The following is a 25,186-nucleotide window of genomic DNA, read 5'->3' as shown; positions in this document are numbered from 1 at the left end:
GAGATCCGAGGAGAACACGTTGTCCCTGTCCCTGCTCCGTCCCGTGCGCCGTCCGGCCGTCGTCCTGCTGGCCGCGCTGCTCGCCTGGGCCGGGCTGCTCGTCGCCGGCACCGGCGTCGCCTCCGCGCACGTCACCGTCTCCTCCGGTGACGCCGCCCCGGGTGGCTACGGCAAGCTCACCTTCCGGGTGCCGAACGAGAGCGACACCGCGAGCACGGTCGGGCTGCGGGTCCAGGTGCCCACCGACACCCCGCTGACCTCGCTGCGCGCGCAGCCGGTGCCCGGCTGGACCGTCTCGCTGACCGAGGCGCAGCTCCCCGAGCCGGTCGAGGTGCACGGCGAGCCGGTCGAGCAGGCCGTCTCGGTCGTGGAGTTCCGGGCCGAGGACGGGCAGGGCATCGCCCCCGGCCAGTTCCAGGAGTTCGCCCTCTCCGGCGGTCCCTTCCCGGAGACCGACGAGCTGACCTTCAACGCCGTGCAGATCTACAGCGACGGCACCGAGGCCGCGTGGATCGAGCCGACCGTCGACGGCCAGCCCGAGCCGCGGTACCCGGCGCCGGTGCTGTCGCTGGCGGCGGAGGACGCCGGGACCTCGACCGACACGGTCGCGACGACGACCGACACCGCGGCCGACGAGGGCGGCAACGGGACCGCGGTCACCGCGCTGGTGCTCGCGGTGCTCGGGCTGCTCGCCGGGCTCGGTGGTCTCTTCCTCGGTCTGACCGCGCGGCGACGTACCGTGGCTCCGTGAGCGCTGCGACCCACCCGGCCCGTACCGGGCTGACCGCCCTGACCCTCGCGACCGGGCTGCTGCTGGCCGGCTGCGGCGGGGACGCCGACGCCAGTGCCGAGGCCACCGGCCACGACCACGGATCGGCGGAGGCCCCGGCCACGCTGGAGGGCGGCGTGCAGGAGGGCGGCATCCAGCTGGTCGACCCGTACCAGAAGCCGGACTTCACGCTCACCGACACCTCCGGTGCGCCGTTCGACTTCGCCGAGCAGACCGCGGCCGGGCCGACCCTGCTGTTCTTCGGCTTCACCCACTGCCCCGACATCTGCCCGACCACCATGGCCGACGTCATGCTGGCGCTCGGTGAGGTCGACCCGGCGGTGGCCGAGCAGACGTCGGTGGTGTTCGTGACCACCGACCCGGCGCGGGACACCCCCGAGGTTCTGCGGGAGTACCTGGACCGGTTCGACGCCGGCCTGCCGGCCGACTTCATCGGCCTCACCGGTGACCAGGAGCAGATCGACCAGGCGCAGCTGGCCGCCGGCATCCCGGTGGCGCAGAACGGTGGCGAGAGCCACTCCGCGCTGCTGCTGCTCTACGGCACCGACGGGGAGGCCGACGTCGCCTTCGACTCGGCCAACACCGCCCGCGACATCGCCCTCGAGCTGGCTGCCACCGCCGGGTGAGCCCGGGCAGTGCGCGTCCCGGGGTGGGCCGGGTCCTCGTCGTCCTCCTCGGGGTGCTGGCGGTCCTCGCCCTCGCCGCGCCGGCGTCGGCGCACGTGGGTGGCGGTGCGGCGGGCAGCGACTTCTCCGCCGCCGTCCGGTCGGTCTCCCCGCAGCTGCCGGGGGTGACCGTCCGGGTGCTGCAGTTCGGCGACGAGCTCGAGGTGGTCAACGAGACCGACACCGAGCTGACCGTGCCGGGGTACTCGGGCGAGCCCTACCTGCGGATCGGGCCGGACGGCGTCTGGCGCAACGCCGCCAGCCCGGCGACGTACCTCAACCTGGACCGGTACGGGCGCGCCCCGATGCCCGACGACGTCGACATCACCGCGGCCCCCCGCTGGGAGCAGGTGTCCACCCGGTCGCAGTACGTGTGGCACGACCACCGGACCCACTGGATGACCCAGGACCAGCTCCCACCGGTGGTGGCCGCGGACCCGTCCCGGTCGCACACGGTGATCGAGTGGACCGTGCCGATGGCCCACGGCGGGACCGAGGTCGTCGTGGAGGGCGTGCTCACCTGGAGCCCGCCGCCACCGGGCTGGCTGGTCTGGCCCGCCCACCTGCTGCTGCTGGCCGGCGCGGTCGCCGCCGGCTGGCTCGCCCGTGGCCCCCGGCCGCTGGCCGCCGTCCTCGCGCTGGGGGCGCTGGCCTCCATCCACCACGCGCTGGCCACGCCCGAGCCGCCGAGCAGCGTCTCCTCGCACGTCGGGGCGGTCGTCTCGGCCCTGCTCCCGGCGTTGCTGGTGCTGCTGGTGGCGGCGATCGGCGTGCGGGCGGCCGGGCGGGGTCGCGGCGTGCTGACCGGTCTGATGGCCGTGGTGGCCGGTTGGTTGCTGCTGGTGCAGGGCCTGCCCGACGTCGACGTGCTCTGGACGGCGAACGCGCTGACCGCCGGGCCGCAGCCGCTGGCCCGGGTGGCGGTCGCGGTGCTCGTCGCCGGCGGGCTGGGGCTGGTCCTCGGCGGGGTCGGTGCTGCCCGCCGCTTCCGGGACGACGCACCGACCGGCGACGCACCGACCGGCGGTGCGTCGACCTCGGGTGCGCCCGCCCCGGATTTTCCGGTCGGCGAGCCCGTTCTGCGCTGACCGGTCGACGTGTCGAGACGTCGACTCGGCGTCAGGTCGACTCGTCGACGGGTTGTCATCAGTCACTTCCGGAACGTTGTGAGGAAGTCACGCCGCGTGTTGTGGCGAACACGCCGGGCAGCGAATTACAACGGTGTCACTAGATGTTTGGATGTGTGCCAGACCGATCCGGAGCCACAGGAGGACGCCGGGGGTTCCAGGAGAGGCAGGCGCATGGGCTCGAGGCACGCCGGCGCGACCGTCCGCCCCCGCGGACGTGTGGTCGCCCCGTCCTCGGGCACGCAGCCCTCGGTTCCCCCGTCGTCGGGCTCCCTCTCGTCGGTCTCCCCGTCGTCCGGCTCTCCGTCGTCCGGATCCTGGCCGGCCGCCCTCCCGGCCGCCCCGGCGGCGGTCGCCCGCCGGCGTCCGGCCGCACTGCTCGCGGCGCTCGTCGTGGGGGCCACCGTCGCCCTGGTCGGCACCCAGACGCTGCCCGCCGCCGATGCGCGCGAGTCGGTCGAGGTGGCCGAGCTGCTCGGCTCGGACGCCGAGGGCCTGCTGGAGGTCGAGCCGACCCCGCAGCTGGCGATCACCGAGGTCGAGGCGCGCGCCCGGCTGGAGGAGGTCGCCGCCTCGCGTGCCGAGCGGGCCGACCGGGTCGCGAAGGAGCAGGCCGAGGCCGCCGAGGCCGCCGAGGCGGCGGCGGAGGCAGCTCGGCCCAAGGCGTCACCGCCGGTGAAGGGCGCCCGGCTGACCAGCTGCTTCTGCCCGCGCTGGGGGACCATGCACTGGGGGATCGACCTGGCGGCGCCGATGCTGACCCCGGAGTACGCCGTCGAGGACGGCGTCGTCCTGCGGGCGGGTGCGGCCAGCGGCTACGGCCTGGTCGTCTACATCCTGGGCGTCAGCGGTGACGTGACCGTGTACGGGCACATGGAGAAGATCCAGGTGGAGGCCGGTGACGTGGTCACCGCCGGCCAGCAGATCGCGCTGCTGGGCAGCCGCGGCCAGTCGACCGGCCCGCACCTGCACTTCGAGGTCCACTCCGGCGGCCTGGACGGCAAGCGCGTCGACCCGGTGGTCTGGCTGCGCGCCCGCGGCGTCGAGCTGTAGCGCCCGCGCGGCATCGAGCTGTAGCGCCCACGCGGTTCCCCTCCCGACCCGGTCAGGCCCGCGAAGACCAGGCGGTCACCATCGTCGGCAGCACCAGGCCGACGTGGAAGGGCAACAGGAGGGCGGCGGTCAGGACGCCGGTGCCCGGGGTGCCCCACTCGGCGACCCGCCAGGCGACGACCGCGGCGAGCTCGAGGACCAGCAGGCCGAAGCCGATCCGGTAGGCGCGCGCGTAGGCCTCGCCGCGGAGTTGCCACTGGCGCTCGTCGAGGGCATCGGCGGGGAGCTCTTCGATGCCGCGGGTGCTCGCCTTCAGCGCGCCCAGGCAGAACACGAACGCCACGATCACCAGGCTGAGCGGGATCAGCACGGCGACCGGGGACGCCTCGATGAACAGGAACAGGACGCCTTCCACGGCCAGCAGGCCACAGAGGGCGGCGACCAGCAGGCGGCGGGCGCGCAACGTGCGGAAGCGCTCGAAGCGCGGGTCGTCGAGGCGCTCGGCGCGGCGCTGGGTGCGGGTGGGGGTGCTCATGAGGACTCCTGAGTGCCGTAGACCTGCTCGGACAGGGTGCGGAACGGGGTGAGGGAGAAGACCGCCTCCATCGGGAGGCCGAAGACGGCGGCCAGCCGCAGCGCGAGGGTGGCGCTCGGGCTGTACTCGCCGCGCTCGAGGTAACCGATCGTCTGGTAGTGCACGCCGACGGCGTCGGCCAGCTCCTGGCGGGACATGCCGCGCTCGGTGCGCAGCAGGGTGAGCCGGTTGTACAGCTGTGGCTCATTGGAGCGTTTGCGCGGCGGCATGTAGCGAACTTACTACGAGCGGACGTTGACGCGCTACCTCGGGATGGGAGGGTCCTTCAGGAAGCGGTAGCCCATGCCGGGCTCGGTGTGCAGGTACCGCGGGTGCGCCGGGTCGGGTTCGAGCTTGCGGCGCAGCTGGGCCAGGTAGACCCGCAGGTAGTTGGTCTCCCGCTCGTACGCCGGGCCCCACACCGACTGCAGCAGCTCGCGCTGGCCGACCAGCCGGCCGGGGTTGCGCACCAGCTCCGACAGCAGCGCCCACTCGGTCGGGGTCAGCCGCACCGCGACGCCGTCCACCGTCACCTGCTTGGCGGCGAGGTCGACGGTGAAGTGGTCGGTGACCACCTGCGCCTGCCCGGGGTCGGCGGTGCCCCGGCGGAGGGCGGCGCGCAGCCGGGCGAGGAGCTCGGCCATGTCGAAGGGCTTGGTCACGTAGTCATCGGCGCCGGCGTCCAGGGCGCCGACCTTGTCCGAGCTGTCGCCGCGGGCCGAGAGCACCACGACCGGGCCGGTGAACCACGGGCGCAGCCCGGCGAGCACCTCGGTGCCGTCGAGGTCGGGCAGCCCCAGGTCGAGCACGACGAGGTCGGGGTGGGCGGCCGCGGCCTCGGCGAGCGCGGTGCGCCCGTCCTCGGCGGTGACGACGTCGAAGCCGGCGGCGCGCAGGGTGATCCGCAGGGCGCGGCGGAGCTGCGGGTCGTCGTCGACGACGAGCACCCGGCTCACGCCTCGACCGCCGTCAGCCGGGGCCCGGGCGCGCTGTCGACGGGGGCGGCCGGCAGCGAGACCAGCATGGTGAGGCCACCGCCCGGGGTCTCGTCGGCGGTGAGGGTGCCGCCCATCGCCTCGGTCAGGCCGCGGGCGACGGCGAGGCCCAGGCCGACGCCCTGCCCGGCGGGGGAGTCGCCCAGCCGCTGGAACGGCGCGAACATCCAGTCCCGGTCCCGCACCGGCACGCCCGGGCCGCGGTCGACCACGCGTACCTCGACCCGGCCGTCGACGGAGGAGGCGTCGACCTGCAGGCCGCCGGGCGCGTGCCCGGCGGCGTTGAGCAGCAGGTTGGCCACCACCCGCTCCAGCAGCCCGGGGTCGGCCAGCGCCGGGGGCACGTCGGTGGCGTCGGGGCGGGTGACCCGCCGCCGCTGGGTGGGGTCCAGCCAGGTGAGCGCCCGGCCGACCACCGCGGCGACGTCGACCGGGTCCGCGGCCGGGGTGACCACGCCGGCCTGCAGCCGGCTCATGTCCAGCAGGTTGTCGACCAGGCCGGTGAGCCGGTCGGCCGACTCGTCGACGGTGGCGACCAGCTCGGCGCGGTCCTCCTCGCTCAGCGCGAGCTCCTCGGTGCGCAGCGCGGACGCGGCGGCCTTGATCCCGGCCAGCGGGGTGCGCAGGTCGTGGCTCACCGCGGCGAGCAGCGCGTTGCGCATGCTGTTGCCCGCGGCGAGCCGGGACGCCTCCGCGGCCTGGGCGGCGAGCCGGCCCTGCTGCAGGGCGACGGCGGCCTGCTCGGCGACGGAGACCAGCACCTTCCGGTCACCGGCCGGCAGCGCGCGCCCGCACAGCCGCAGGGTGAGGGTGTCGGTGACCGCGACGTCGTCGACCTGGTCGTCGGCGCCGGGCTCGCCGCAGGTCCCGACGGTGTGCTCGCGGCCCTCGGCGTTCTCCACCATCGTGACCGCGCGCAGGCCGAACGCCTCGCGGATCTGCTCCAGCAGGCTGGGCAGGGCCCGGTCGCCGGCGAGCACCGAGCGGGACAGCGAGGCGAGCATCGCCGTCTCGGCGCGGGAGCGGGCCGCCACGGTGGCCCGGCGGGCGGACCGGTCCACGACGGCGGCCACCGCCACGGCCACGACCACCCCGCCGAACAGCGAGACGACGTCGTCGACCTGGCTGACCGTGAGCCGGCCGGTGGGGGCGGTGAAGAACCAGTTGGCGACCAGCCCGCCGGCGACGGCGGCGGCCAGCGCGGGCCCCAGCCCACCGACGATCGCCACCGCCGTGACGAGCAGGACGAAGGCCAGCAGCACGCTGGCCAGCGACAGCGCCGCCTGGGCGGCGATGCAGCTCAGCGCCAGCACGGGGACGCCCACCGCGGCCACCAGCCAGCCCAGCCAGCGGCGCCGCGCGGTGAGCGCGCCCTGGCTGCGGGGCAGCCGCCAGCCCTGCGACCCGGCGGCGGAGTGGGTGACGATGTGCACGTCGATCTCGCCGGAGCCGGCGATCACCCGCCCGCCGATCCCGCCGCGCAGCGCCCGCGCCCACCGCGGGCGCCGGCTGGTGCCGATGACCAGCTGGGTGGCGTCGACGCCCCGGGCGAACTCCAGCAGGGCCTCGGCGACGTCGTCCCCGACGACCTGGTGGTAGCTGCCGCCCAGGCTCTCCACGAGTGCCCGCTGGGCGCGCAGCGCCCCGGAGGAGGCGCCGGCCAGGCCGTCGCCGGAGAGCACGTGGACGGCGAGCAGCACTCCGTTGCCGCTGCGCCGGGCCACCCGGGAGGCGCGGCGGACCAGCGTCTCGCCCTCCGGGCCACCGGTGAGGGTGACGACCACCCGCTCGCGGGCCTCCCAGACGTGGTCGATGGCGTGGTCGTGCTTGTACGTGCGCAGCCCCTCGTCGACCCGGTCGGCGAGCCACAGCAGCGCCAGCTCGCGCAGCGCGGTCAGGTTGCCGACCCGGAACCAGTGGCCCATCGCGGCGTCGACCCGCTCGGCCGGGTAGACGTTCCCGTGCGCCAGGCGGCGGCGCAGCGCCTCGGGGCTCATGTCGACCAGCTCGATCTGGTCGGCCCGGCGGACCACCGCGTCGGGCACGGTCTCCTGCTGCGGGACGCCGGTGATCTGCTCGACGACGTCGTTGAGGCTCTCCAGGTGCTGCACGTTGACCGTGGTCAGCACGCTGATCCCGGCGTCCAGCACCTGCTCGACGTCCTGCCAGCGCTTCTCGTGCCGGCTGCCCGGCACGTTGGTGTGCGCGAGCTCGTCGATGACGACGACGTCCGGGCGGCGGGCGAGGACGGCGTCGACGTCCAGCTCGTCGAGGGTGACGCTGCGGTGGGTGACCCGGGCGCGGGGGAGCACCTCCAGGCCCTCGACGGCGGCGGCGGTGCGCGGCCGGCCGTGCGTCTCGACCAGGCCGACGACGACGTCGCAGCCCCGCTCGCGGCGCCGGTGGGCCTCACCGAGCACGGCGAAGGTCTTCCCGACGCCGGGGGCGGCGCCCAGGTAGATGCGCAGCGTGCCGCGGGCCATGCGCCCATGATCACCCCGGGCACCGACAGTCCGACGCCGCCGGGCGTCAGGATCGCGTCAAGACCACCCCCGGAGGGTGACGGCGGACGCCCGGGTTCAGCCGACCTGGCGGTGCGGCACGGGCCGGTGCCGCAGCCGGCGGCGGGCGATCAACGCGCCGGCCAGGACGGCGACCGCGGCGGCCGGCACCCAGCCGGCCTCGTCGGCGACCTGCTGCCCGAGCTCCCGGGACAGCAGGACGACGGTGGTCGCCCACGCGGTGCCGCTGGCGACGACGACCGGCCCCAACAACCGCAGCGGCACGCCCGCGCCCCCGGCGACGCGGGGCGTCAGCGTCCGGGTGACCGCAGCCCAGTGCGCGGCGGCGAGCACCAGCGCCGTGTGTCCGGGCGACCGGCTGGTCAGCCACAACTCCGCCTGCCGCACCGCCGGTTCGACCCGGGTCCGGAGTCGGCCCCGCGGTGGGCCGGTGATCCGTCGGTGGTGGCCGCGCAGCCAGCCGTGCACCGCCCCACCGCCGCTCGCGGCCGCGGCGACGGCGATCGGCAGCGCGGGGTGCGTGCCGGTGGTCGCCGACCACAGCCCCAGGACGACGAGGGTGGTCGACCCGGGCAGCAGCACCCCGGCGATCACCCCGCTCTCCAGGGCCAGCACCAGCGCGGCGATGCCGAGCACCAGCACCGCCGGCCACCCGCCGACCTGGTCCAGGGCGGCGGTCACCACGGGCGTGCCCTCGCCGTCGTCCGCATCTGCTGCCCCCCTGGTCGCCGTCGTCCCGACGGTGGTCGGTGCCGCTGGCGATCGGCTGAGCTGAGCCTGTCGGGAACCGGTGCCCCGGCACATCAGGGATCCCCCTGATCCCTTGACCGCGGGGCCCGGCGACGCGACGGTCGACCGTCAGGAGGGGATGCCGTGAGCAGCACGTCAGGACCGGTCCGATGAGCCGGGCGAGCGAGGACTCGAACCGGCGGATGCTGCGCGCCCGGGACGCGATGGACCGCTCCTACGCCGAGCCGCTCGACGTCCCGGCGCTGGCCCGGATTGCATTCGTCTCAGAGGCGCACTTCATCCGCACCTTCCGGGCCACGTTCGGTGAGACGCCGCACCGGTACCTGCAACGGCGGCGGGTCGAGCGGGCGATGTGGCTGCTGCGCAGCACCGACACCACGGTGACCGACGTCTGCATGGCCGTGGGGTTCACGAGCCTGGGCACGTTCAGCCGGGTGTTCACCGAGATCGTGGGGGAGCCGCCGAGCGTCTACCGCCGGCGCGGGCCGCTGGCGCCGGTGCCCTCCTGCTTCGGCATGCGGTGGCTGCGGCCCAGCGGGGAGACCGCAGTTTCGGAGAAGCCCGGGGACGCCGCTCGCCCCTAGCGTCCTGACCATGTTGAACACGATCTCGATCACCTCCCTCTACGTCCTCGACCAGGACCAGGCGCTGGACTTCTACGTCGGCACCCTCGGCTTCGAGGTGCAGACCGACCAGCAGTTCGGGCCGATGCGCTTCCTCACCGTGGCGCTGCCCTCCGACCCGGGGCATGCGGTGCTGCTCGAGCTGCCCGCTCCGCCGTCGGTGAGCCCGGAGATCGCCGGCCAGGTGCGCGACCTGGTCACCAAGGGCGCCGCCGGTGGGCACCTGTTCTTCACCACCGACGACGCGCGCAAGACCCACGCCGAGCTCAAGGAGCGGGGTGTGGACCTGCCGGAGGAGCCGGTCGTGCAGCCCTACGGCATCGACTTCGGCTTCCGCGACCCGTTCGGCAACTCCGTCCGCGTCGCCCAGATGACCCCGCCGCCGTCCGCCTGACCCAGCCAGCGCGACAGAAATGGCCATTTCTGTCGCGCTCGGGCGCCGTCCGTCAGGACGGCGTCAAGGTCGGTGCCCCGCGCCGTCAAGGACTCGTCAAGACACCCGTCAGCACCGCTGAGCGCTCCTAGCGTCGCCGCCCGGACGTGGACGACGTCAGGTCGTCCACCCGGATGCGGATGAAGGTGCTCTCGACGTGACCGACGTGGTCTACGTGCTCCTGACGCTGGTGGTCTTCGGGCTGCTGGCGCTGGCGGTGCGGGGGGTGGAACGGCTGTGACCTGGGTCGCGTTGGCCGTGGCCGCCGGGCTGGTGCTCTACCTGCTCGGCAGCCTGCTCTTCCCGGAGCGGTTCTGATGAGCGCCACGGCAGCCGGCTGGCTGCAGGTGGCGGTGCTGGTGATCGCGCTGGTCGCCGTCCACAAGCCGCTGGGCGACTGGATGGCCCGCGTCCTCACCACCGACGCCGCCCCCGAGGGGCCAAAGTCGCGACTTTGGCCCCAAGGGCACTGGCGGGTGGAGCGGCTGGTTCACCGTGCGGTGGGGGTGGACGCCGACGCCGAACAGCGGTGGCCGGTGTACCTGCGAAGCGTGCTGGCCTTCTCGCTGGTGTCGGTGCTCTTCCTGTACCTGCTCCAGCGCGTGCAGCAGTGGCTGCCGCTGGACAACGGGATGGCGGCGGTGAAGCCGGGCTCGGCCTGGAACACCGCGATCAGCTTCGTGACCAACACGAACTGGCAGGGCTACAGCGGCGAGTCGACGATGGGCCACCTGGTCCAGATGACCGGGCTCGCGGTGCAGAACTTCACCTCCGCCGCCGTCGGCATCGCGGTGGCGGTCGCGCTGGTGCGCGGCTTCGTCCGCAGCGGCACCGACCGGCTGGGCAACTTCTGGGTCGACGTGACCCGGGCGATCACCCGGGTCCTGCTGCCGCTGGCCACGGTCGCCGCCGTCGTCCTGGTGCTCGGTGGCGTGGTGCAAAACCTGTCCTCGGGCACCGACGCGACGACGCTGGCCGGGGCGACCCAGTTCCTGCCCGGCGGGCCGGTGGCCTCGCAGGAGGCGATCAAGGAGCTCGGCACCAACGGCGGTGGCTTCTACAACGCCAACTCCGCGCACCCCTTCGAGGGCCCGAGCGCCTGGATCTCGCTCTTCCAGGTGTTCCTGCTGCTGGTCATCCCGTTCTCGCTGCCGCGCACCTTCGGCCGGATGGTCGGTGACCGCCGGCAGGGCCTGGCCATCGTCGGGGTGATGGCCGGCCTGGCCACTGCGTCGCTGGCGCTCACCAGCTGGGCGCAGGCCCGGGCCGGGGGCGCGGCGCTGCAGCTCGCGGGTGCCGCGACCGAGGGCCAGGAGGTCCGCTTCGGCGGGCCGCTGTCGGCACTCTTCGGGACGGCGACGACGCTGACCTCGACCGGCGCGGTCAACTCGATGCACGACAGCTACACGCCCACCGGCGGGATGCTGGTGCTGGCGAACATGATGCTCGGCGAGGTCGCGCCCGGCGGCGTCGGCTCCGGGCTCTACGGGATGCTCGTGCTCGCCGTCGTCGCGGTGTTCGTCGCCGGGCTGATGGTCGGGCGCACCCCGGAGTACCTGGGCAAGAAGCTCGGCCGCCGCGAGATGACGCTAGCGTCGCTCTACGTGCTGGTCACCCCGGTGCTCGTGCTCACCGGGACGGCGGTCGCGGTCACCACCGACACCGGGCTCGGCTCGCTGCTGAACAACGGGTCGCACGGGCTGAGCGAGGTGCTCTACGCCTTCACCTCCGCGTCGAACAACAACGGCTCGGCGTTCGCCGGGCTGAGCGCGAACACGCCCTTCTACAACACCGCCCTCGGGCTGGCGATGGCCTTCGGCCGCTTCCTGCCCATCGTCCTGGTGGTCGCGCTGGCCGGCCGGCTCGCGGCGCAGGGCAAGGCGCCGGTGACCGCCGGGACGCTGCCCACCCACCAGCCGCTGTTCGTCGGCCTGCTGGGCGCCGTCGTCCTGGTCGTCGTCGGCCTCACGTACTTCCCCGCGCTCGCGCTGGGCCCCCTCGCCGAGGCCCTCGCATGAACCCCACCTCCCCGACAGAAATGGCCATTTCTGTCGTTCTCGCGACTGAAGGACTGTCATGACGACGGCGCTCGATCGTCGTCCCGTCTCCGCCACGCCCACCGAGCCACGCCCCCGCGCGGCGATCGAGTGGGGGCCGGCGCTGGCCGGCGCCGTCCGCAAGCTCGACCCGCGCGGCCTGGTGCGCCAGCCGGTGGTGTTCGTGGTGTGGGTCGGCTCCGTGTTTTCCACCGTGCTGGCGATCACCGACCCGTCGGTGTTCGGCTGGCTGATCGCCGGCTGGCTGTGGCTGACCGTGCTGTTCGCCAACGTCGCCGAGGCCGTGGCTGAGGGGCGGGGCAAGGCGCAGGCCGACACCCTGCGCAAGGCCCGGCAGACCACCGTCGCGTACCTGCTCGACGGCTCCGAGGTGCCGGCCGCGGACCTGCGGCCGGGCAGGCGGGTGGTCGTCGTGGCCGGGCAGGTGATCCCGGGGGACGGCGACGTCGTCGAGGGGATCGCCAGCGTCGACGAGTCGGCGATCACCGGGGAGTCCGCGCCGGTGATCCGCGAGTCCGGCGGTGACCGTTCCGCGGTGACCGGCGGGACGACGGTGCTCAGCGACCGCATCGTCGTGGAGATCACCAGCAAGCCGGGAGAGACGTTCGTCGACCGGATGATCGCGCTGGTCGAGGGCGCCTCCCGGCAGCGGACGCCGAACGAGATCGCGCTGAACATCCTGCTCAGCTCGCTGACCATCGTGTTTCTGATCGTGGTGGTCACCCTGCAGCCGCTGGCGGTCTACTCCGGGGCCGAGCAGTCGCTGACCACGCTGATCGCGCTGGTGGTCTGCCTGATCCCGACCACGATCGGGGCGCTGCTGTCGGCGATCGGCATCGCAGGGATGGACCGGCTGGTGCAGCGCAACGTGCTGGCGATGAGCGGCCGCGCTGTCGAGGCGGCCGGTGACGTGAACACCCTGCTGCTGGACAAGACCGGCACCATCACGCTGGGCAACCGGCAGGCGTCGGAGTTCGTCGCCGTCGGGACGGCTTCCGAGGCGGAGGTCGCCGACGCCGCGCAGCTGGCCTCGCTGGCCGACGAGACGCTGGAGGGCCGCAGCATCGTCGTCCTGGCGAAGGAGCGCTACGGCCTGCGCGGGCGGGATGACCTGCCGGGTGCCGTCTTCGTCCCCTTCACCGCGCAGACCCGGATGAGCGGGGTCGACCTGCCCGACGGCCGGCAGCTGCGCAAGGGCGCCGCCGGTGCGGTGCTGGCGTGGGTGCGGGCGCAGGACGGCCCGGTGCCGCCGGAGGTCGGGGACGTCGTCGACGGCATCTCTGCCGCCGGCGGGACGCCGCTGCTGCTGGCCTCGGCGTCGGCCGACGGCGCGCGGGTGCTCGGCGTCATCCACCTGAAGGACGTCGTCAAGGCGGGCATGGCAGAGCGGTTCGCGGAGCTGCGCCGGATGGGGATTCGCACGGTGATGATCACCGGTGACAACGAGCGGACGGCGCGGGCGATCGCCACGGAGGCCGGGATCGATGACGTGCTGGCCGAGGCGACGCCGGAGGACAAGCTGGCGCTGATCCAGCGCGAGCAGTCCGGCGGCCGGCTGGTGGCGATGACCGGTGACGGGACGAACGACGCCCCGGCGCTGGCGCAGGCCGACGTCGGGGTGGCGATGAACACCGGGACGACCGCGGCCAAGGAGGCCGGCAACATGGTCGACCTGGACTCCGACCCGACGAAGCTGATCGAGATCGTGGAGATCGGCAAGCAGCTGCTCATCACCCGCGGGTCGCTGACCACGTTCTCCATCGCCAACGACCTGGCGAAGTACTTCGCGATCCTGCCGGCCATGTTCGCCGGGGTCTTCCCGGGGCTGGACGCGCTGAACGTGATGCGGCTGTCCTCGCCGGAGTCGGCGATCCTGTCGGCGGTCGTGTTCAACGCGCTGATCATCGTGGCGCTGGTGCCCCTGGCGCTGCGCGGCGTGAAGTACCGGCCCGCGTCTGCGTCGGCGATGTTGCGCCGAAACCTGCTGGTCTACGGCATCGGCGGCGCGGTGCTGCCGTTCGTCGGGATCAAGCTCATCGACCTGCTCGTCTCTCTCATGCCCGGGATCGCGTGATGTCCGCTCTGCGTTCGGGCCGCCAGCTGGTGGCCGCCGTCCGTGCCCTGCTCGTGGCCACCGTGGTGCTCGGGCTGGCCTACCCGCTGCTGATGACGGGCGTCGCCCAGGTGATCGCGCCGGCTCGCGCCGACGGGTCGCTGGTGTCGGTCGAAGGTTCCGTTGTGGGGTCGTCGCTCATCGGTCAGTCGTTCACCGGCGCCGACGGCGACCCGCTGCAGGAGTACTTCCAGACCCGGCCGTCGGCGTCGGACTATGACGGCGCGGCGTCGGGTGGGTCGAACCTGGGGCCCAACTCCGAGGAACTGGTCGCCGCGGTGGGGGAGCGGCGGGCTGCCGTCGCCGCCCTCAACGGGGTCGCTGTCGACGAGGTGCCGGCCGATGCGGTGACGGCGTCCGGCTCGGGGCTCGACCCGGACATCTCGCCGGAGTACGCGGCTCTGCAGGTGGTTCGCGTCGCCGAGGCGCGCGGGGTGTCGATGGACGACGTCCAGGCGCTGGTCGACGAGTACACGGATGGGAGGGACCTCGGCTTCATCGGGGCGCCGCACGTGCGGGTGCTGGAGCTCAACCTGGCCCTCCACGAGCGCTTCGGCGCCGAGGGCTGACGACACGGTGCCCGCCGGGGACCCCTCCGCCGGGCACCGTTCACCCTGATGTAGTCTTCTCCACGGCTCGGACACACCAGACCGAGTCGGCAAGGGGCTGTGGCGCAGCTGGTAGCGCACCACACTGGCAGTGTGGGGGTCAGGGGTTCGAGTCCCCTCAGCTCCACCCAAGCGCAGGCCGTCCTCCCGCTGGGAGGGCGGCCTGATCGTCGTGCGATGGACTCGCGTAGTTGAACTGTGCTTGGTGTAGCGAGGTGCCTCTGGCCACCTCGCATCGGGCTTATCCGTCGCGGCGAAAAAGTTGGCCCCGGCACTCAGCGCGCAAGCCGAAGCATCCTGCTAGGCGATGAGCCGTAGTGCACCTCGCAGCGGCCCTCCCACATTGGCCGCTGCCGGTAGTAGAGTCGGCAGCACCGGAGGATGGTCAGTGACAATAGTTCGAGCGGGTGCGCATTTTCCCGTGCCCACCCTGGAGACCTAGGTGCCCCCTCGCGATGAAGACCCCGTTGAGGGCTCACCTACTGAGCAGGCCTTCGTCGAGACTCGCGTTTCGCGGCGATCCCTCGGGGTTCTTACAGCTCTCGTCCTAGGCATCGGCGGACCTCTCGCAGCACGCGACTTCCTAACCTCTTTAGGGCACACGGCCCTTGCCGTTACCCTCGCAGTCAGTTATGAGGCCCTCTTGGCGGCCGGACTGTTCGCGGCCAGCATTGGACGGGATCTCCGACAACGATGGACGGCTCGAGCGATTGAAGCAATCGATGCTGAGTTGCAGCGGCGCCTTTCGCGATTCACTCGCAAATACCTTAAAGCTGTCGCCGCGCGGACTCGATACCTCGAAACCCTCGGGCTCGTGACTAGGGGGGAATACGAACTCGAGTCGAAAGACGTCTATGTGAGACTTGACCTCGCGCCTGCCAGTCCGCATAACCTCTCGGCTGCTTTGCTGTCCGGGGAGAAGGCTGTCACTGGATACGCTGGCTCGAAGACCATATGGGACTGGCTGGGTGAGGCGACGGGGCAGGAAATACCCCTCGCGATAATCGGGGCGCCAGGGTCGGGCAAGACGACATTGCTTCGGCACGTCGCATACTCGCTCGCTGCGACGCGTAGAAGAGGGGTGGGGCGCGCCTTCTCGCGGAAAATTCCAGTTCTTATAAACGCACGCGACTTGAGATCTTGGCTGCCAGACTCGACGGCCACACTCTCCTCGTTAATTAGACGGTCCATCTCCGACCTTGAACTGCTAGAGCCGCCCGAGTGGGTTGAAACTAATCTACGTCGAGGCCGTTTTGCGCTGCTGATCGACGGCCTCGACGAACTGAGCAGTCCAGAGGCGCGGAGAACTCTCGTGCGCTGGCTCGATGCCAAAGTGGACGGTGCGGGAAGCAATTCCGTCGTTGTGAGCAGTCGACCGTATGGGTACCTAGAGAATCAACTCGCACGGGCGACGGCCCTTCAGGTTCGACCCTTCTCCGAGAAGCAAGTCGCTGCCTACGTTCGTGCCTGGTACCTGGCGACTTCTCTGCGCTCATTCGGCACGTTGAATGACTCGTCGACAAGGGCGGCCGCTGAGGGGCAGCGGGACCTGCTTTCCCGGCTGCATTCTAATGGTGCGTTGTTCGATCTAGCCGCCAATCCTCTGCTCTTGACCATGATGGCCAACGTCCATCGTTACCGCAGGGCGCTGCCCGGCAGTCGAGCGGAGTTGTATGGAGAAATTTTTGACGTGTTTCTAGGCAGGCGCCATGAGGCTAGGGGTATTGATGTAGTACTTCCGGTCCAACAAAAGCAGACCGTACTCGAGCATCTCGCCTACGCCATGACTGTCTCTGGAGCTCGAGACATGGATGTCAGGCGAGCAGTCAGCGTAGTGAAAGCACCGCTGCGGCGAGTGGCCGTGGTGATGACACCCGAAACGTTCTTGCAGCATGTACTCGAAACTTCGGGGCTACTTATTGAGAGGGAAAGGGGGAAGTACGCTTTTGCACACTTAACTTTGCAAGAGTACTTGACTGCTTCGCATATTAAGGAGCGCGGGCTGGAAGTCGAGCTTGCCGGTCGAGTCGCTGAACCGTGGTGGCATGAGACCGTCCGTCTTTATTGCAGCCTTTCGGACGCCACTCCAATTGTTCGTGCGTGCCTGAAACGCGCGAACGATCCCCGGCTCCTCGCGCTAGCGGTTCAGTGTGTCGAGGAAGCTAGAGAGGTCGCTCCCGAACTCAGGGCGACCATCAACTCGTACATGGATCCAGCGGACGGTCATACGAATCGACAAGCGCGAGAGATCGCCGCGATCACGCGACTCCAACTACGAGTGTACTCAGATCTACCCATTAGTTCGGGGCGTTTTCGGGCCAAGGGCCCGATCACCTGGCTTGAGTATCAGTACTTCCTCGATGTCACGGACGGCAATCGCGTGCCAGATCATTGGAGTTCGCCAACCTATCCTGCGGGCATGTCGAATGAGCCTGCCGTCGGGTTGAGATTCGACGATGCGCAAGCCTTTTGCATCTGGCTAGAGGGGCTGCAGTTGAGTGGTCAGTCGTACCGACTGCCAGCAACGACGGAACTAGGTACTGGCTCGTTCGAGCTTCCCCCTGTCGGTCGTCGATACGGCTCCTGGGTTTCAAACAACTTCTCGCAGCTACGCGACAGTCGATATTGGCCCGTCCTTCGATCAGGCGAACAACTGGAGCGGCGGATCACCTCACCGGAAGTGACGGTCGCACCGCAGTGGCTGTTCAATGATCTTTTTCAGCTCGACTTAAGTCAGACATGCGATGGTTGCGACGGCGACGAAAGGAGTGGAGATTCGTTGCTACTCTTTGGCGCCCACGCCAATATAGTCGACCGGAATGCGCACAATGCTGAATCGTCCCCACTGATTGAGCTGCTGCTCACCGCATGGTCGGACACGTCGGCGGTCGACGCTGGTCAAGCGAGCGTTGATGCGAAGATCCTGGCGCGCCTCTCGGCGGATTACGCGGTCGCCCATGAGGGTGACTCGGCGGAGCTGGTTGCCCGGCTAGTGCGGTCTTCGAAGGAACTTGTCGGAGCGATTGAACTGGCGTCCAACCGCGACTCTAGTGGCGATATTGAACGCAATCGCCGGGAACTCTTTCAAGCGGCACGAATGGAGGCACTGAGGTCCACTGCGGCGGCGCTGGCGTTGTATACAAGTCGGACCGGGAGCGCATCGCTTCCTGCCGCCAATAAGCTGCCCGCCGGGGCTGTCCGGCCAGCGCGCCTAGCTCAGGTGGCCAGCGCTGTCATGGCTCGTTGCTTCGCGCTTACTTACGTCGAGTTGTTGCAGCTGTCTGCCAGGCGAGAGGGGATTCTTGAACCAAGGGAGTCTCTGCAGTACGTCCGGGAGCCGGACGGATCTGCGCCAGAGGAGCGGTACATGGCCGTGCTCGAGGTGCTAAGCGCAGGAATGCGTAGGAGAATGTGGTCGTACGCTAAGCCTGTGCTCGATCGCACAGTCGCTGCCTTGGCGATTGCTTCTATTGCGCCGGTGCTAATGATTCTCGCGCTAGCCGTAATGACAACTAGCCCTGGGCCCGCATTGTATCGGCAGCAGCGCGTCGGTCTCAATGGGCGCACATTCAACATGTACAAGTTCCGGACCATGGTGCAGGGTGCAGACAGGATGCTGGCCGACGAGTTGTCGCTAACTGACGCGACGGGAGTCCTCTTCAAAATTAAATCGGACCCTCGGGTCACGCCGCTGGGTCGGATCTTGCGTCGATACAGCCTTGACGAGCTGGCTCAACTCTTCAACGTACTTCTGGGGGATATGTCCCTGGTTGGCCCGCGCCCGCCTCTGCCCAACGAGGTAGTGAAGTACGACGACCACTTCGCTCGTCGCCTGCTGGTCAAACCCGGGATTACCGGTTTGTGGCAGATTAGTGGTCGTTCGGACCTCAACTGGGAAGATTCAATCAGGCTCGACCTTGAGTATGTCGATCGCATGTCCCCACTCCTAGATCTGCGTATCCTAGGGAAAACCTTCGGAGCGGTCATGCGGGGGTCCGGTGCCTACTGAGCTGATCGGCGTGTGATCCTAGGCTTCTTGCTCGTGGTGTCTGAGTGTCAGGGCTTACCGTAGCCGCAGAGATCGGACTCCTGTCCCGTCGCGTGTAGGACTCACGGTGTCCCCGTCGAGGAGCAAAGTCGGGTTCGGGACTGCCCAGGGTTCGGTTCAGTCCTCAGTCGCTGTGAACCGCACGGTGCGGGTGGCCGAGTCTGCGGTCACGAGTTGGATCCGGTCCCGCTGGCCCGGGGTCAAGCGGCCGTCGCAGCGGGCCTGCACGGCCAGGTCGCTGAGCACCACGGTGGACCGCTTCTCGTCCGCGTCGAGCACCACGGCGTCGAACACCTCCCCGACCCGGCCGGCCAGCACGGTCGCCTCGACGAGGTCGATGACGGCGCGCTCGACCTCGCGCGTGCGCCGGTCCGAGGCGGCCATCAGCCCGGGCAGCTCCGGCAGTGCGGCGCGCAGCTCGGCCGAGGGCTGCTCACCGGCGGCCAGCGCCAGGCAGATCTCGGTCCCGAACCGGTCGACGAGCCGGCGGAGCGGCGCGGTCACGTGCGCGTAGGGCGCGCCGACGCCACCGTGTCCGGGCTGGGCGGGCGGCGGGCCGTCGAACGCGGTGTAGGCGGCGCCGCGCAACAGTGAGGCGGCGGCGTCCAGGAAGGCCGCGTGCCGGGGTCGCGCGGGGTCCAGGCCGGCGATGACGTCACCGGGACCGGCGTCGTCCGGCCAGTCGACGCCGAGCCCGGGGGCGAGCCGGCGGAGCGTGTCGACCGCGCTCGGGTCGGCCGGCGGCAGCGTGCGCAGCACCCCGGCCCCGCCGTCCAGCATCAGCTGGGCCGCGCACCGCCCGGTGAGCAGCGAGATCTGCGCGTTCCACCCCTCGACGTCGGACTGGCCGCGGAAGGCGATCGTCCAGCCGCCGTCGGGTCCGGGCTCCACCTCCTGGGACGGCGTGCCCAGCTCGATCGCGCCCCGGTCGCGGGCGCGAGCCCGCAGCAGCCGGCAGATCTCGGGCAGCAGCTCCAGTTCCGCGGGCACCTGCGCGCCCACCGACTCGTAGTCCAGCTGGGCCCGGCTGCGCACGTGGGCGCGGCGCAGGTCGACGGCGGTGACCTCGCCGTCGGCGTCCAGGTCGGTGGTCCACAGCGCGGCCGGCCGGAGTTGGCCGGGTAGCAGGCTGGCCGCGCCCTCGGACAGCTGCGGCGGGTGCAGCGGCGTCCGGCCGTCGGGGGAGTAGACGGTCTGCCCGCGGCGCCGTGCTTCGGCGTCGATGGCGCTGCCGAGCGGCACGAAGGCGCCGACGTCGGCGATCGCGTAGAACACCCGGTAGCCGCTCGCGGTGCGGGCCAGGTGCACCGCCTGGTCTAGGTCGCGGGCACCGGCTGGGTCGATGGTCACCAGCGGCAGGTCGGTGGCGTCGTGGTCGGGCAGTGGCGGGACGGCAGCGACCCGATCGGCCTCGGCCAGCACCTCCGCCGGGAACTCGTCGGGCACCCCGGCCTCCGCCTGGATCGCGGCAAAGTCGAGCGGTCCGGACACCCTCAGCACGCGAGCCACGCCGTCACCCTGGCACGAGGGGCCGTGTACTGCGATCTCCGTAGTCGGAGCCTGCGCCTGCACGACGACGGGACCCCTGCCAGGACGAAACGCTGCACGGGACAACCACCACGACCACTGGGGTGTACCGACATGGCAGGTCTGCTCGATCGTCTCGGCCGCTTCTCCTTCCGACGGCGGTGGTCGGTCGCTGTGATCTGGCTGCTCGTCCTCGCCGGGGCGGTGACGGCCGCCGTCACGTCCGAGGGCCCGGTGAACACCCGGGCGACCATCCCGGGCATCGAGTCGCAGGACGCGTTCGACCTCCTCGCGGAGCGCTTCCCGGACACGCCCTCGGACAGCGCGTCGGCGACCCTCGTCTTCGTCGCTCCCGACGGCGGGTCGCTGGAGGAGCCGGCGAACCAGGCGGCCGTCCAGGCGGCGCTGGCCACCGTCGCCGACAGCCCGCAGGTGATGCGGGTGGTACTGCCTTCGGCGGGCACGAGCATCAGTGCCGACGGCACGACCGGCTTCGCGTCGGTGAGCTACGAGGTGCCTTCGTCGGAGGTGACCGACGAGTCTCGCGTCGTGCTGGAGGGGGCGGTGGAGCAGGCGCGGGACGACGGGCTGACCGCGGAGATGCGTGGCTCGGCGCTCAAGAGCCCCACCAGCATGAGCGCCACCGAGCTGATCGGGGTCGCGATCGCGGCCCTCGTCCTGCTGCTGACCTTCGGGTCGCTGGTGGCCGCGGGCCTGCCGCTGCTCACCGCGATCATCGGGGTGGCCATCTCGTTCCTCGGCGTCTGGGCCCTCGCGGGCCCGCTGGGCATGGCGATCACCAGCGGGATGCTCGCGCTGATGCTGGGCCTCGCGGTCGGCATCGACTACGCGATGTTCGTCGTCTCCCGGTACCAGGAGGAACGCCAGAGCCAGGACGACGCCGAGACGGCGGCCGGCCGCGCCGTTGGCACCGCCGGGTCCGCGGTCGTCTTCGCCGGGACGACGGTGGTCATCGCGCTCGCCGGGCTGCTCGTGGTCGGCATCCCGTCGCTGACCAAGATGGGGCTGGCCGCCGCCGGTGCCGTCGTCGTGGCGGTCCTGGTGGCGCTGACCCTGGTCCCGGCGCTGCTGGGCATGTTCCCGAACAGGGTCCGGTCGCGGGCGCAGCGGCGGGCCGGGCGCACGAACCCCCGCGTCCCGGTGGCCCGGACGTGGATGCGGTTGGTCCGCCGCCGCCCGCTGCTGGTCACGGTGGCCGGGGTCGCGGTGCTCGCCGCTGTCGCCGTCCCGGCGCTGTCGCTGCAGCTGGGCACCCCCGGCGACGCGTCGCTGCCGACCACGGCCACCGAGCGCCGGGCCTACGACCTGCGGGCCGAGGCGTTCGGGCCCGGCTCCAACGGTCCGCTGACCGTGGTGGTCGACGCCCGCGGTGCGAGCGACCCGGAGACCGCGGTGACGGCCGTCGCGGACGACCTCGCGGCGACCGACGGCGTGGCCTCGGTGTCGACCCCGACCTTCAACGAGCAGGGGGACACGGCGATCCTCACCGCCGTTCCCACCACCGGGCCGACCGACGAGCGCACCGAGGCGCTGGTGGAGTCGCTGCGCGACGCTCGCCCGGCCGTGGAGCGTGACCAGGGCGTGAGCTATGAGATCACCGGGACGACGGCGCTCGACATCGACATGGCGCAGAAGACCCAGTCGGCCCTGGTGCCCTACGTCGCGCTCGTCGTCGGTCTCGCGGTGCTGCTCCTGCTGGTGGTGTTCCGCTCGATCTGGGTGCCGGTCAAGGCCGCGGTCGGCTTCCTGCTCTCGCTGTTCGCCTCGATCGGGGTGATCGTCGCGGTCTTCCAGTGGGGCTGGGCGGGTGATCTGCTCGGTGTCGAGCAGACTGGCCCGGTCATGAGCCTGATGCCGATCCTGCTGGTGGGGATCGTGTTCGGGCTGGCCATGGACTACGAGGTGTTCCTGGTGTCGCGGATGCGGGAGGCGCACGTGCACGGTGTGCCGGCCCGCGAGGCGGTCGGAACGGGCTTCGCGCAGAGCTCGAAGGTCGTGGTCGCCGCCGCGGTGATCATGATCGCGGTCTTCGGCGGGTTCGCGGCGGCGTCGGAACCGCTGATCAAGATGGTCGGTCTCGGTCTCGCCGCGGCGGTCTTCTTCGACGCCTTCGTCGTCCGCCTGACGCTCGTGCCCGCCGTCCTGCAGCTCCTCGGTGAGCGGGCCTGGTGGCTGCCGCGCTGGCTCGATCGGCTGCTGCCGCGCGTCGACGTGGAGGGTGCGTCGCTGGCTCCCGCACCGGCGGAGGAGCGACCCGACCTGGCGCTGAGCAACCGCTGATGAGCACCGGCCGGATCGGGGGGCGGGACGCGGCGGTCGCGCTCGTGGCGTTCCTCTTCGCCGCCCTCGGTGCCAGCATCGGCACCCAGGGGATCGTCGGTCCGGCCGTGCTCGTCCCCGGCGTGCTGCTCAGCCTGGTCGCCAGCGGTGCGCTGTTCACCGCGGCCCGGTGGCCGCGCGCCGCGACGGCCGTCGCGATCTGCTGCGAGACCGCCGCCTGCGCGCTCGGCTACCTGCCGACGCCGCTGCTGCTGGCTCCGCTGATCGGCTGCCTGTACTGGCTCGCGGTCGTCGGGTCGGTGCGGGCGGTCGCCTGGTGGACCGGGGCCGCGGTGGCCGCGGTCATCCTGGGCGGCCTGATCGACACCCCCACCGGCGGCTCGCTGGTGCTGCGCACCGTCGGGGTCGCGCTGTGGCTGCTGCCGGCGGTGTTCGCCGGCCGGACCACCCAGGCCCACCGGTCCTACCTGGACGTCGTCCGGGCCCGCGCCGAGGACGCCGAGCGCAGCCGGGACGACGAGGTCCGGCACCGGGTGGGGGAGGAGCGGCTGCGCATCGCGCGGGAGCTGCATGACGTCGTCGCCCACCACCTCACCGTGGCCCACGCGCAGGCCGGCACCGCGGAGCACCTGCTGGACCGGCGTCCCGAGCAGACGCGGGAGCTGCTGGCCGGGCTCAGTGGCTCCACGTCGGCGGCGCTCCAGGAGCTCAAGGCGACCGTGGCGGTGCTGCGCACCTCCGACGACGACCCCCCGGTGGACACCGTGCCGGCACCGGGGCTCGACCAGCTCGACGAGCTGGTCGAGCCCTGCCGGGCGGCCGGCATCGAGGTCACGGTGCTCCGCGAGGGGGCGCTGGAGTGCCTGCCCCGGCTGGTCGACGTCACCGCGTACCGGGTCGTCCAGGAGGCGCTGACCAACGTCACCAAGCACGCCGTCCGGCCGTCGGTGACGATCACCGTGAGCCGCACCGAGGGCACCTTCCGCGTCCACGTCGTGAACACCGGCGTCCGGCCCGGACCGGTGGGAGCGGGCTACGGGCTGATCGGGATGCGCGAACGCGCGCTCGCACTCGGTGGGACGGTGCACGCCGGCCCGGCCGGGGAAGACCAGTACGCCGTGACCTTCACCGTCCCGCTGACACCTTGGGAGGGACCCCGATGATCCGGGTGCTGCTGGCGGACGATCAGGCGCTGCTGCGCTCGACGTTCCGCATGCTGATCGACTCCGAGGACGACCTGACGGTCGTCGCCGAGGCCGCGAACGGCGTGGAGGCGGTCGACCTCGCCCGGGTCAACCATCCGGACCTGGTGCTGATGGACATCCGGATGCCGGTCCTGGACGGGCTCGCCGCCACCCGGCAGATCTGCTCCGACCCCGACCTGACCGGCACGCGGGTGCTGATCCTGACCACCTTCGAGTCCGACGAGCACGTGGCGCACGCGCTCCGCGCCGGGGCGAGCGGCTTCCTGGGCAAGGACGTCACGCCCGCCGAGCTGCTCGCCGGGATCCGGACGGTCGTGGACGGGGAGGCGCTGCTCTCCCCGGTCGCCACCCGGGTGCTGGTGAACCGCTTCCTCGCCAGTGCGGACGGCGTCGGAGACCTGCCGCGCGGACTGCTCCCGAGGCTGACCGACCGCGAGCGCGAGATCACCGGCCTGGCCGCGCTCGGCCTGTCCAACCAGGAGATCGCCGACCGGCTGGTGGTGAGCCCGCTGACCGTGCGCACCCACGTGCACCGGGCCATGACGAAGCTGGGCGCCCGCGACCGGGCCCAGTTGGTCGTCATCGCCTACCAGGAGGGGCTCGTCCGAGCGCCCTGACGGTCGCGCCCGGTCGGCCGTCTCAGTCCCCGATGAGCTTTGAATCCGGGGCGACGGGGAGGTCATCGTGCCGATCGTCATGCAGCCTCCCCGACCTACGGGTGCGACCGGGTCAATGCGCTGTTCGGGGTGGGAGTTCTCCGAGCGGCTGGCGGGAGCGACGTGGTCCCCGGCTTCCGCGGCGTCGGCGCACTGCGCCGAGCACGACGAGGAGCAGGAGGAGGCATGCGGCGCCGATGGTGGCGGGATGGGCCCACCAGCGTGTGCCGGTGTCGGCGGTCGCGACCGGGGCAGCTGTCCCGGCGTCGGGGAAGGTGATCGTCGCCTGCTGGGTGTGTTCGACCAGTCCGCTGCGCAGGCTGATCGTCGCCGTCCAGGGGCCTGCGGGGAGTTGGTCGTCCAGAGCGATGGTGACCGGTTCGGAGTCACCGATGGCGAGGGTGGTGCCGAGGACTGCGTCGAACGGCCCGGCGCTCAGTGCGCCGGGGCCGTCGGTCAGCGTGAGAGTGCCGGAGATGTCGAGGGCGCGACCGCCGGTGTTGTGGACCGTCGCGAGGACGATCGGCTGGCCCTCGGGTGAGCGCGTGGCGGTCAGGGAGTCGACGGTGAAGTCGGCTGCGGGTGCTCCACCGGGGCCGATCGACACGTAGAGGCGGATGCCGACGCGGCTCACCTGGGTGATGCCGCCGCTGGCGGCGGCATCTGAGGTCATCTCGGCCCAGACGACGGCGTACTGCTCCCCGGGTGGGGCGTCCGCCGGGACGGTGATGGTCACCGTCGCCGTCCGGGCGCCGCCGGAGGGGACGCTGGACACGCTGGGGTCGATCGAGGTCCATGAGGACAGTTCGTTGGCGGTGCGCCCTTCAGCGCCCTGGAAGGAGCCGTCGATGATGCTGGCGGCGGCGGCATAGAGCGAGACGTCCGCTGCGGAGTCGGTGGTGCTGGTGACCTGGATCCGGCGTTCGATGACCGTTCCGGGGGCGAGGTGGTCCACGATGTACACCCGTGCGCGGGGATCGTCGGTGGCCGTGACCGGCGCGTCGAGGAGCCTGAGCCCGATGCTCCCGGCCGCGGGTTCAGCGGCGGGAGCCGCGCTCGCCGCGCCCGCGGTCCCGAGCGCCATGGGCAGTGCGGCCAGGGCGACGAGGGCGAGCGCCAGCAGATGGTGGGATCGGCCA

General features: G+C 71.5%; 21 protein-coding genes and 1 tRNA gene. 15 read left to right on the top strand and 7 right to left on the bottom strand.

The features are described from left to right. Positions 1 to 19: 19 nt before the first annotated feature. From O2W20_RS16195 to O2W20_RS16180, 4 genes are all read left to right on the top strand, one after another. Positions 20 to 751 carry a YcnI family copper-binding membrane protein gene (locus O2W20_RS16195; protein WP_269171154.1) on the top strand — a complete coding sequence of 244 codons (732 nt, stop codon included), beginning with the start codon at positions 20 to 22 and terminating at the stop codon, positions 749 to 751. Further along, the gene (locus O2W20_RS16190; protein WP_269171155.1) at positions 748 to 1,416 is read left to right on the top strand and encodes an SCO family protein; all 669 of its coding nucleotides are present in this window, start codon (positions 748 to 750) and stop codon (positions 1,414 to 1,416) included. Before O2W20_RS16195 ends, O2W20_RS16190 begins: the two co-directional genes overlap by 4 nt. Next, positions 1,413 to 2,543 carry a hypothetical protein gene (locus tag O2W20_RS16185; protein ID WP_269171156.1) on the top strand — a complete coding sequence of 377 codons (1,131 nt, stop codon included), beginning with the start codon at positions 1,413 to 1,415 and terminating at the stop codon, positions 2,541 to 2,543. Before O2W20_RS16190 ends, O2W20_RS16185 begins: the two co-directional genes overlap by 4 nt. 213 nt (positions 2,544 to 2,756) lie before the next feature. Then, positions 2,757 to 3,635 (top strand): M23 family metallopeptidase, encoded by an 879-nt coding sequence (locus tag O2W20_RS16180; protein ID WP_269171157.1) that lies wholly within the window; start codon positions 2,757 to 2,759, stop codon positions 3,633 to 3,635. A gap of 52 nt (positions 3,636 to 3,687) precedes the next feature. Here the strand turns inward: O2W20_RS16180 and O2W20_RS16175 are convergent, their stop codons facing one another. From O2W20_RS16175 to O2W20_RS16155, 5 genes are all read right to left on the bottom strand, one after another. Then, complete coding sequence (locus O2W20_RS16175) at positions 3,688 to 4,170, bottom strand: hypothetical protein (protein WP_269171158.1); 483 nt, start codon at positions 4,168 to 4,170, stop codon at positions 3,688 to 3,690. Then, complete coding sequence (locus O2W20_RS16170; protein WP_269171159.1) at positions 4,167 to 4,439, bottom strand: helix-turn-helix transcriptional regulator; 273 nt, start codon at positions 4,437 to 4,439, stop codon at positions 4,167 to 4,169. The genes O2W20_RS16175 and O2W20_RS16170 overlap by 4 nt, the downstream gene beginning before the upstream one ends. Positions 4,440 to 4,472: 33 nt before the next feature. Then, complete coding sequence (locus O2W20_RS16165; RefSeq protein ID WP_269171160.1) at positions 4,473 to 5,165, bottom strand: response regulator; 693 nt, start codon at positions 5,163 to 5,165, stop codon at positions 4,473 to 4,475. Beyond that, entirely contained in the window at positions 5,162 to 7,687 is a 2,526-nt protein-coding gene (locus O2W20_RS16160) for an ATP-binding protein (protein WP_269171161.1), read from the bottom strand. Before O2W20_RS16160 ends, O2W20_RS16165 begins: the two co-directional genes overlap by 4 nt. A gap of 96 nt (positions 7,688 to 7,783) precedes the next feature. Beyond that, complete coding sequence (locus O2W20_RS16155) at positions 7,784 to 8,407, bottom strand: hypothetical protein (RefSeq protein WP_269171162.1); 624 nt, start codon at positions 8,405 to 8,407, stop codon at positions 7,784 to 7,786. 218 nt (positions 8,408 to 8,625) lie between these two features. Here O2W20_RS16155 and O2W20_RS16150 point away from each other — a divergent pair, with 218 nt between their 5' ends. The 8 genes from O2W20_RS16150 to O2W20_RS16120 all read left to right on the top strand — a co-directional run bounded on the left by O2W20_RS16150 (position 8,626) and on the right by O2W20_RS16120 (position 18,319). Beyond that, the gene (locus O2W20_RS16150; protein ID WP_269171164.1) at positions 8,626 to 9,060 is read left to right on the top strand and encodes a helix-turn-helix domain-containing protein; all 435 of its coding nucleotides are present in this window, start codon (positions 8,626 to 8,628) and stop codon (positions 9,058 to 9,060) included. A 10-nt stretch (positions 9,061 to 9,070) separates the two neighbouring features. After that, positions 9,071 to 9,493, top strand: a complete 423-nt coding sequence (locus O2W20_RS16145; protein WP_269171166.1) for a VOC family protein — start codon at positions 9,071 to 9,073, stop codon at positions 9,491 to 9,493. Positions 9,494 to 9,769: 276 nt separating this feature from the next. Beyond that, on the top strand, positions 9,770 to 9,850 hold the full coding sequence (kdpF, locus tag O2W20_RS22815; protein ID WP_366139772.1) for a K(+)-transporting ATPase subunit F: 81 nt from the start codon (positions 9,770 to 9,772) through the stop codon (positions 9,848 to 9,850). Beyond that, the gene (gene kdpA / locus O2W20_RS16140) at positions 9,850 to 11,550 is read left to right on the top strand and encodes a potassium-transporting ATPase subunit KdpA (protein ID WP_269171167.1); all 1,701 of its coding nucleotides are present in this window, start codon (positions 9,850 to 9,852) and stop codon (positions 11,548 to 11,550) included. Before kdpF ends, kdpA begins: the two co-directional genes overlap by 1 nt. Before the next feature lie 58 nt (positions 11,551 to 11,608). Then, positions 11,609 to 13,663, top strand: coding sequence for a potassium-transporting ATPase subunit KdpB (kdpB, locus tag O2W20_RS16135; protein WP_269171168.1), 2,055 nt, complete (start codon positions 11,609 to 11,611; stop codon positions 13,661 to 13,663). Next, positions 13,663 to 14,271: a potassium-transporting ATPase subunit KdpC gene (gene kdpC, locus O2W20_RS16130; RefSeq protein ID WP_269171169.1), complete on the top strand. Its 609-nt coding sequence runs from the start codon at positions 13,663 to 13,665 to the stop codon at positions 14,269 to 14,271. The genes kdpB and kdpC overlap by 1 nt, the downstream gene beginning before the upstream one ends. A 93-nt stretch (positions 14,272 to 14,364) precedes the next feature. Further along, positions 14,365 to 14,437, top strand: a tRNA-Ala gene (locus O2W20_RS16125). A gap of 315 nt (positions 14,438 to 14,752) precedes the next feature. Beyond that, positions 14,753 to 18,319 (top strand): sugar transferase, encoded by a 3,567-nt coding sequence (locus O2W20_RS16120; RefSeq protein WP_331254119.1) that lies wholly within the window; start codon positions 14,753 to 14,755, stop codon positions 18,317 to 18,319. 156 nt (positions 18,320 to 18,475) lie between these two features. On the opposite strand, the gene O2W20_RS16115 is transcribed toward O2W20_RS16120, so the two are convergent. Next, entirely contained in the window at positions 18,476 to 19,849 is a 1,374-nt protein-coding gene (locus O2W20_RS16115; protein ID WP_269171170.1) for an RNB domain-containing ribonuclease, read from the bottom strand. A 150-nt stretch (positions 19,850 to 19,999) separates the two neighbouring features. Between O2W20_RS16115 and O2W20_RS16110 the strand changes: the two genes are divergently transcribed. Genes O2W20_RS16110 through O2W20_RS16100 form a run of 3 tightly spaced genes read left to right on the top strand, consistent with a single transcriptional unit; the run spans position 20,000 to position 24,008 of the window. Continuing rightward, positions 20,000 to 22,186 (top strand): MMPL family transporter, encoded by a 2,187-nt coding sequence (locus tag O2W20_RS16110; protein ID WP_269171171.1) that lies wholly within the window; start codon positions 20,000 to 20,002, stop codon positions 22,184 to 22,186. Further along, positions 22,186 to 23,349 carry a sensor histidine kinase gene (locus tag O2W20_RS16105; protein WP_269171172.1) on the top strand — a complete coding sequence of 388 codons (1,164 nt, stop codon included), beginning with the start codon at positions 22,186 to 22,188 and terminating at the stop codon, positions 23,347 to 23,349. Before O2W20_RS16110 ends, O2W20_RS16105 begins: the two co-directional genes overlap by 1 nt. Continuing rightward, positions 23,346 to 24,008: a response regulator gene (locus tag O2W20_RS16100; RefSeq protein WP_269171173.1), complete on the top strand. Its 663-nt coding sequence runs from the start codon at positions 23,346 to 23,348 to the stop codon at positions 24,006 to 24,008. Before O2W20_RS16105 ends, O2W20_RS16100 begins: the two co-directional genes overlap by 4 nt. Positions 24,009 to 24,120: 112 nt before the next feature. On the opposite strand, the gene O2W20_RS16095 is transcribed toward O2W20_RS16100, so the two are convergent. Beyond that, positions 24,121 to 25,002: a hypothetical protein gene (locus O2W20_RS16095; protein WP_269171174.1), complete on the bottom strand. Its 882-nt coding sequence runs from the start codon at positions 25,000 to 25,002 to the stop codon at positions 24,121 to 24,123. Positions 25,003 to 25,186: the final 184 nt, after the last annotated feature.

Source organism: Modestobacter sp. VKM Ac-2982, assembly GCF_026967935.1.
Taxonomy (GTDB): domain Bacteria; phylum Actinomycetota; class Actinomycetes; order Mycobacteriales; family Geodermatophilaceae; genus Modestobacter.
Note: the sequence above shows the minus strand (reverse complement) of the source record. Positions and strands in the feature narration are given on the sequence as shown.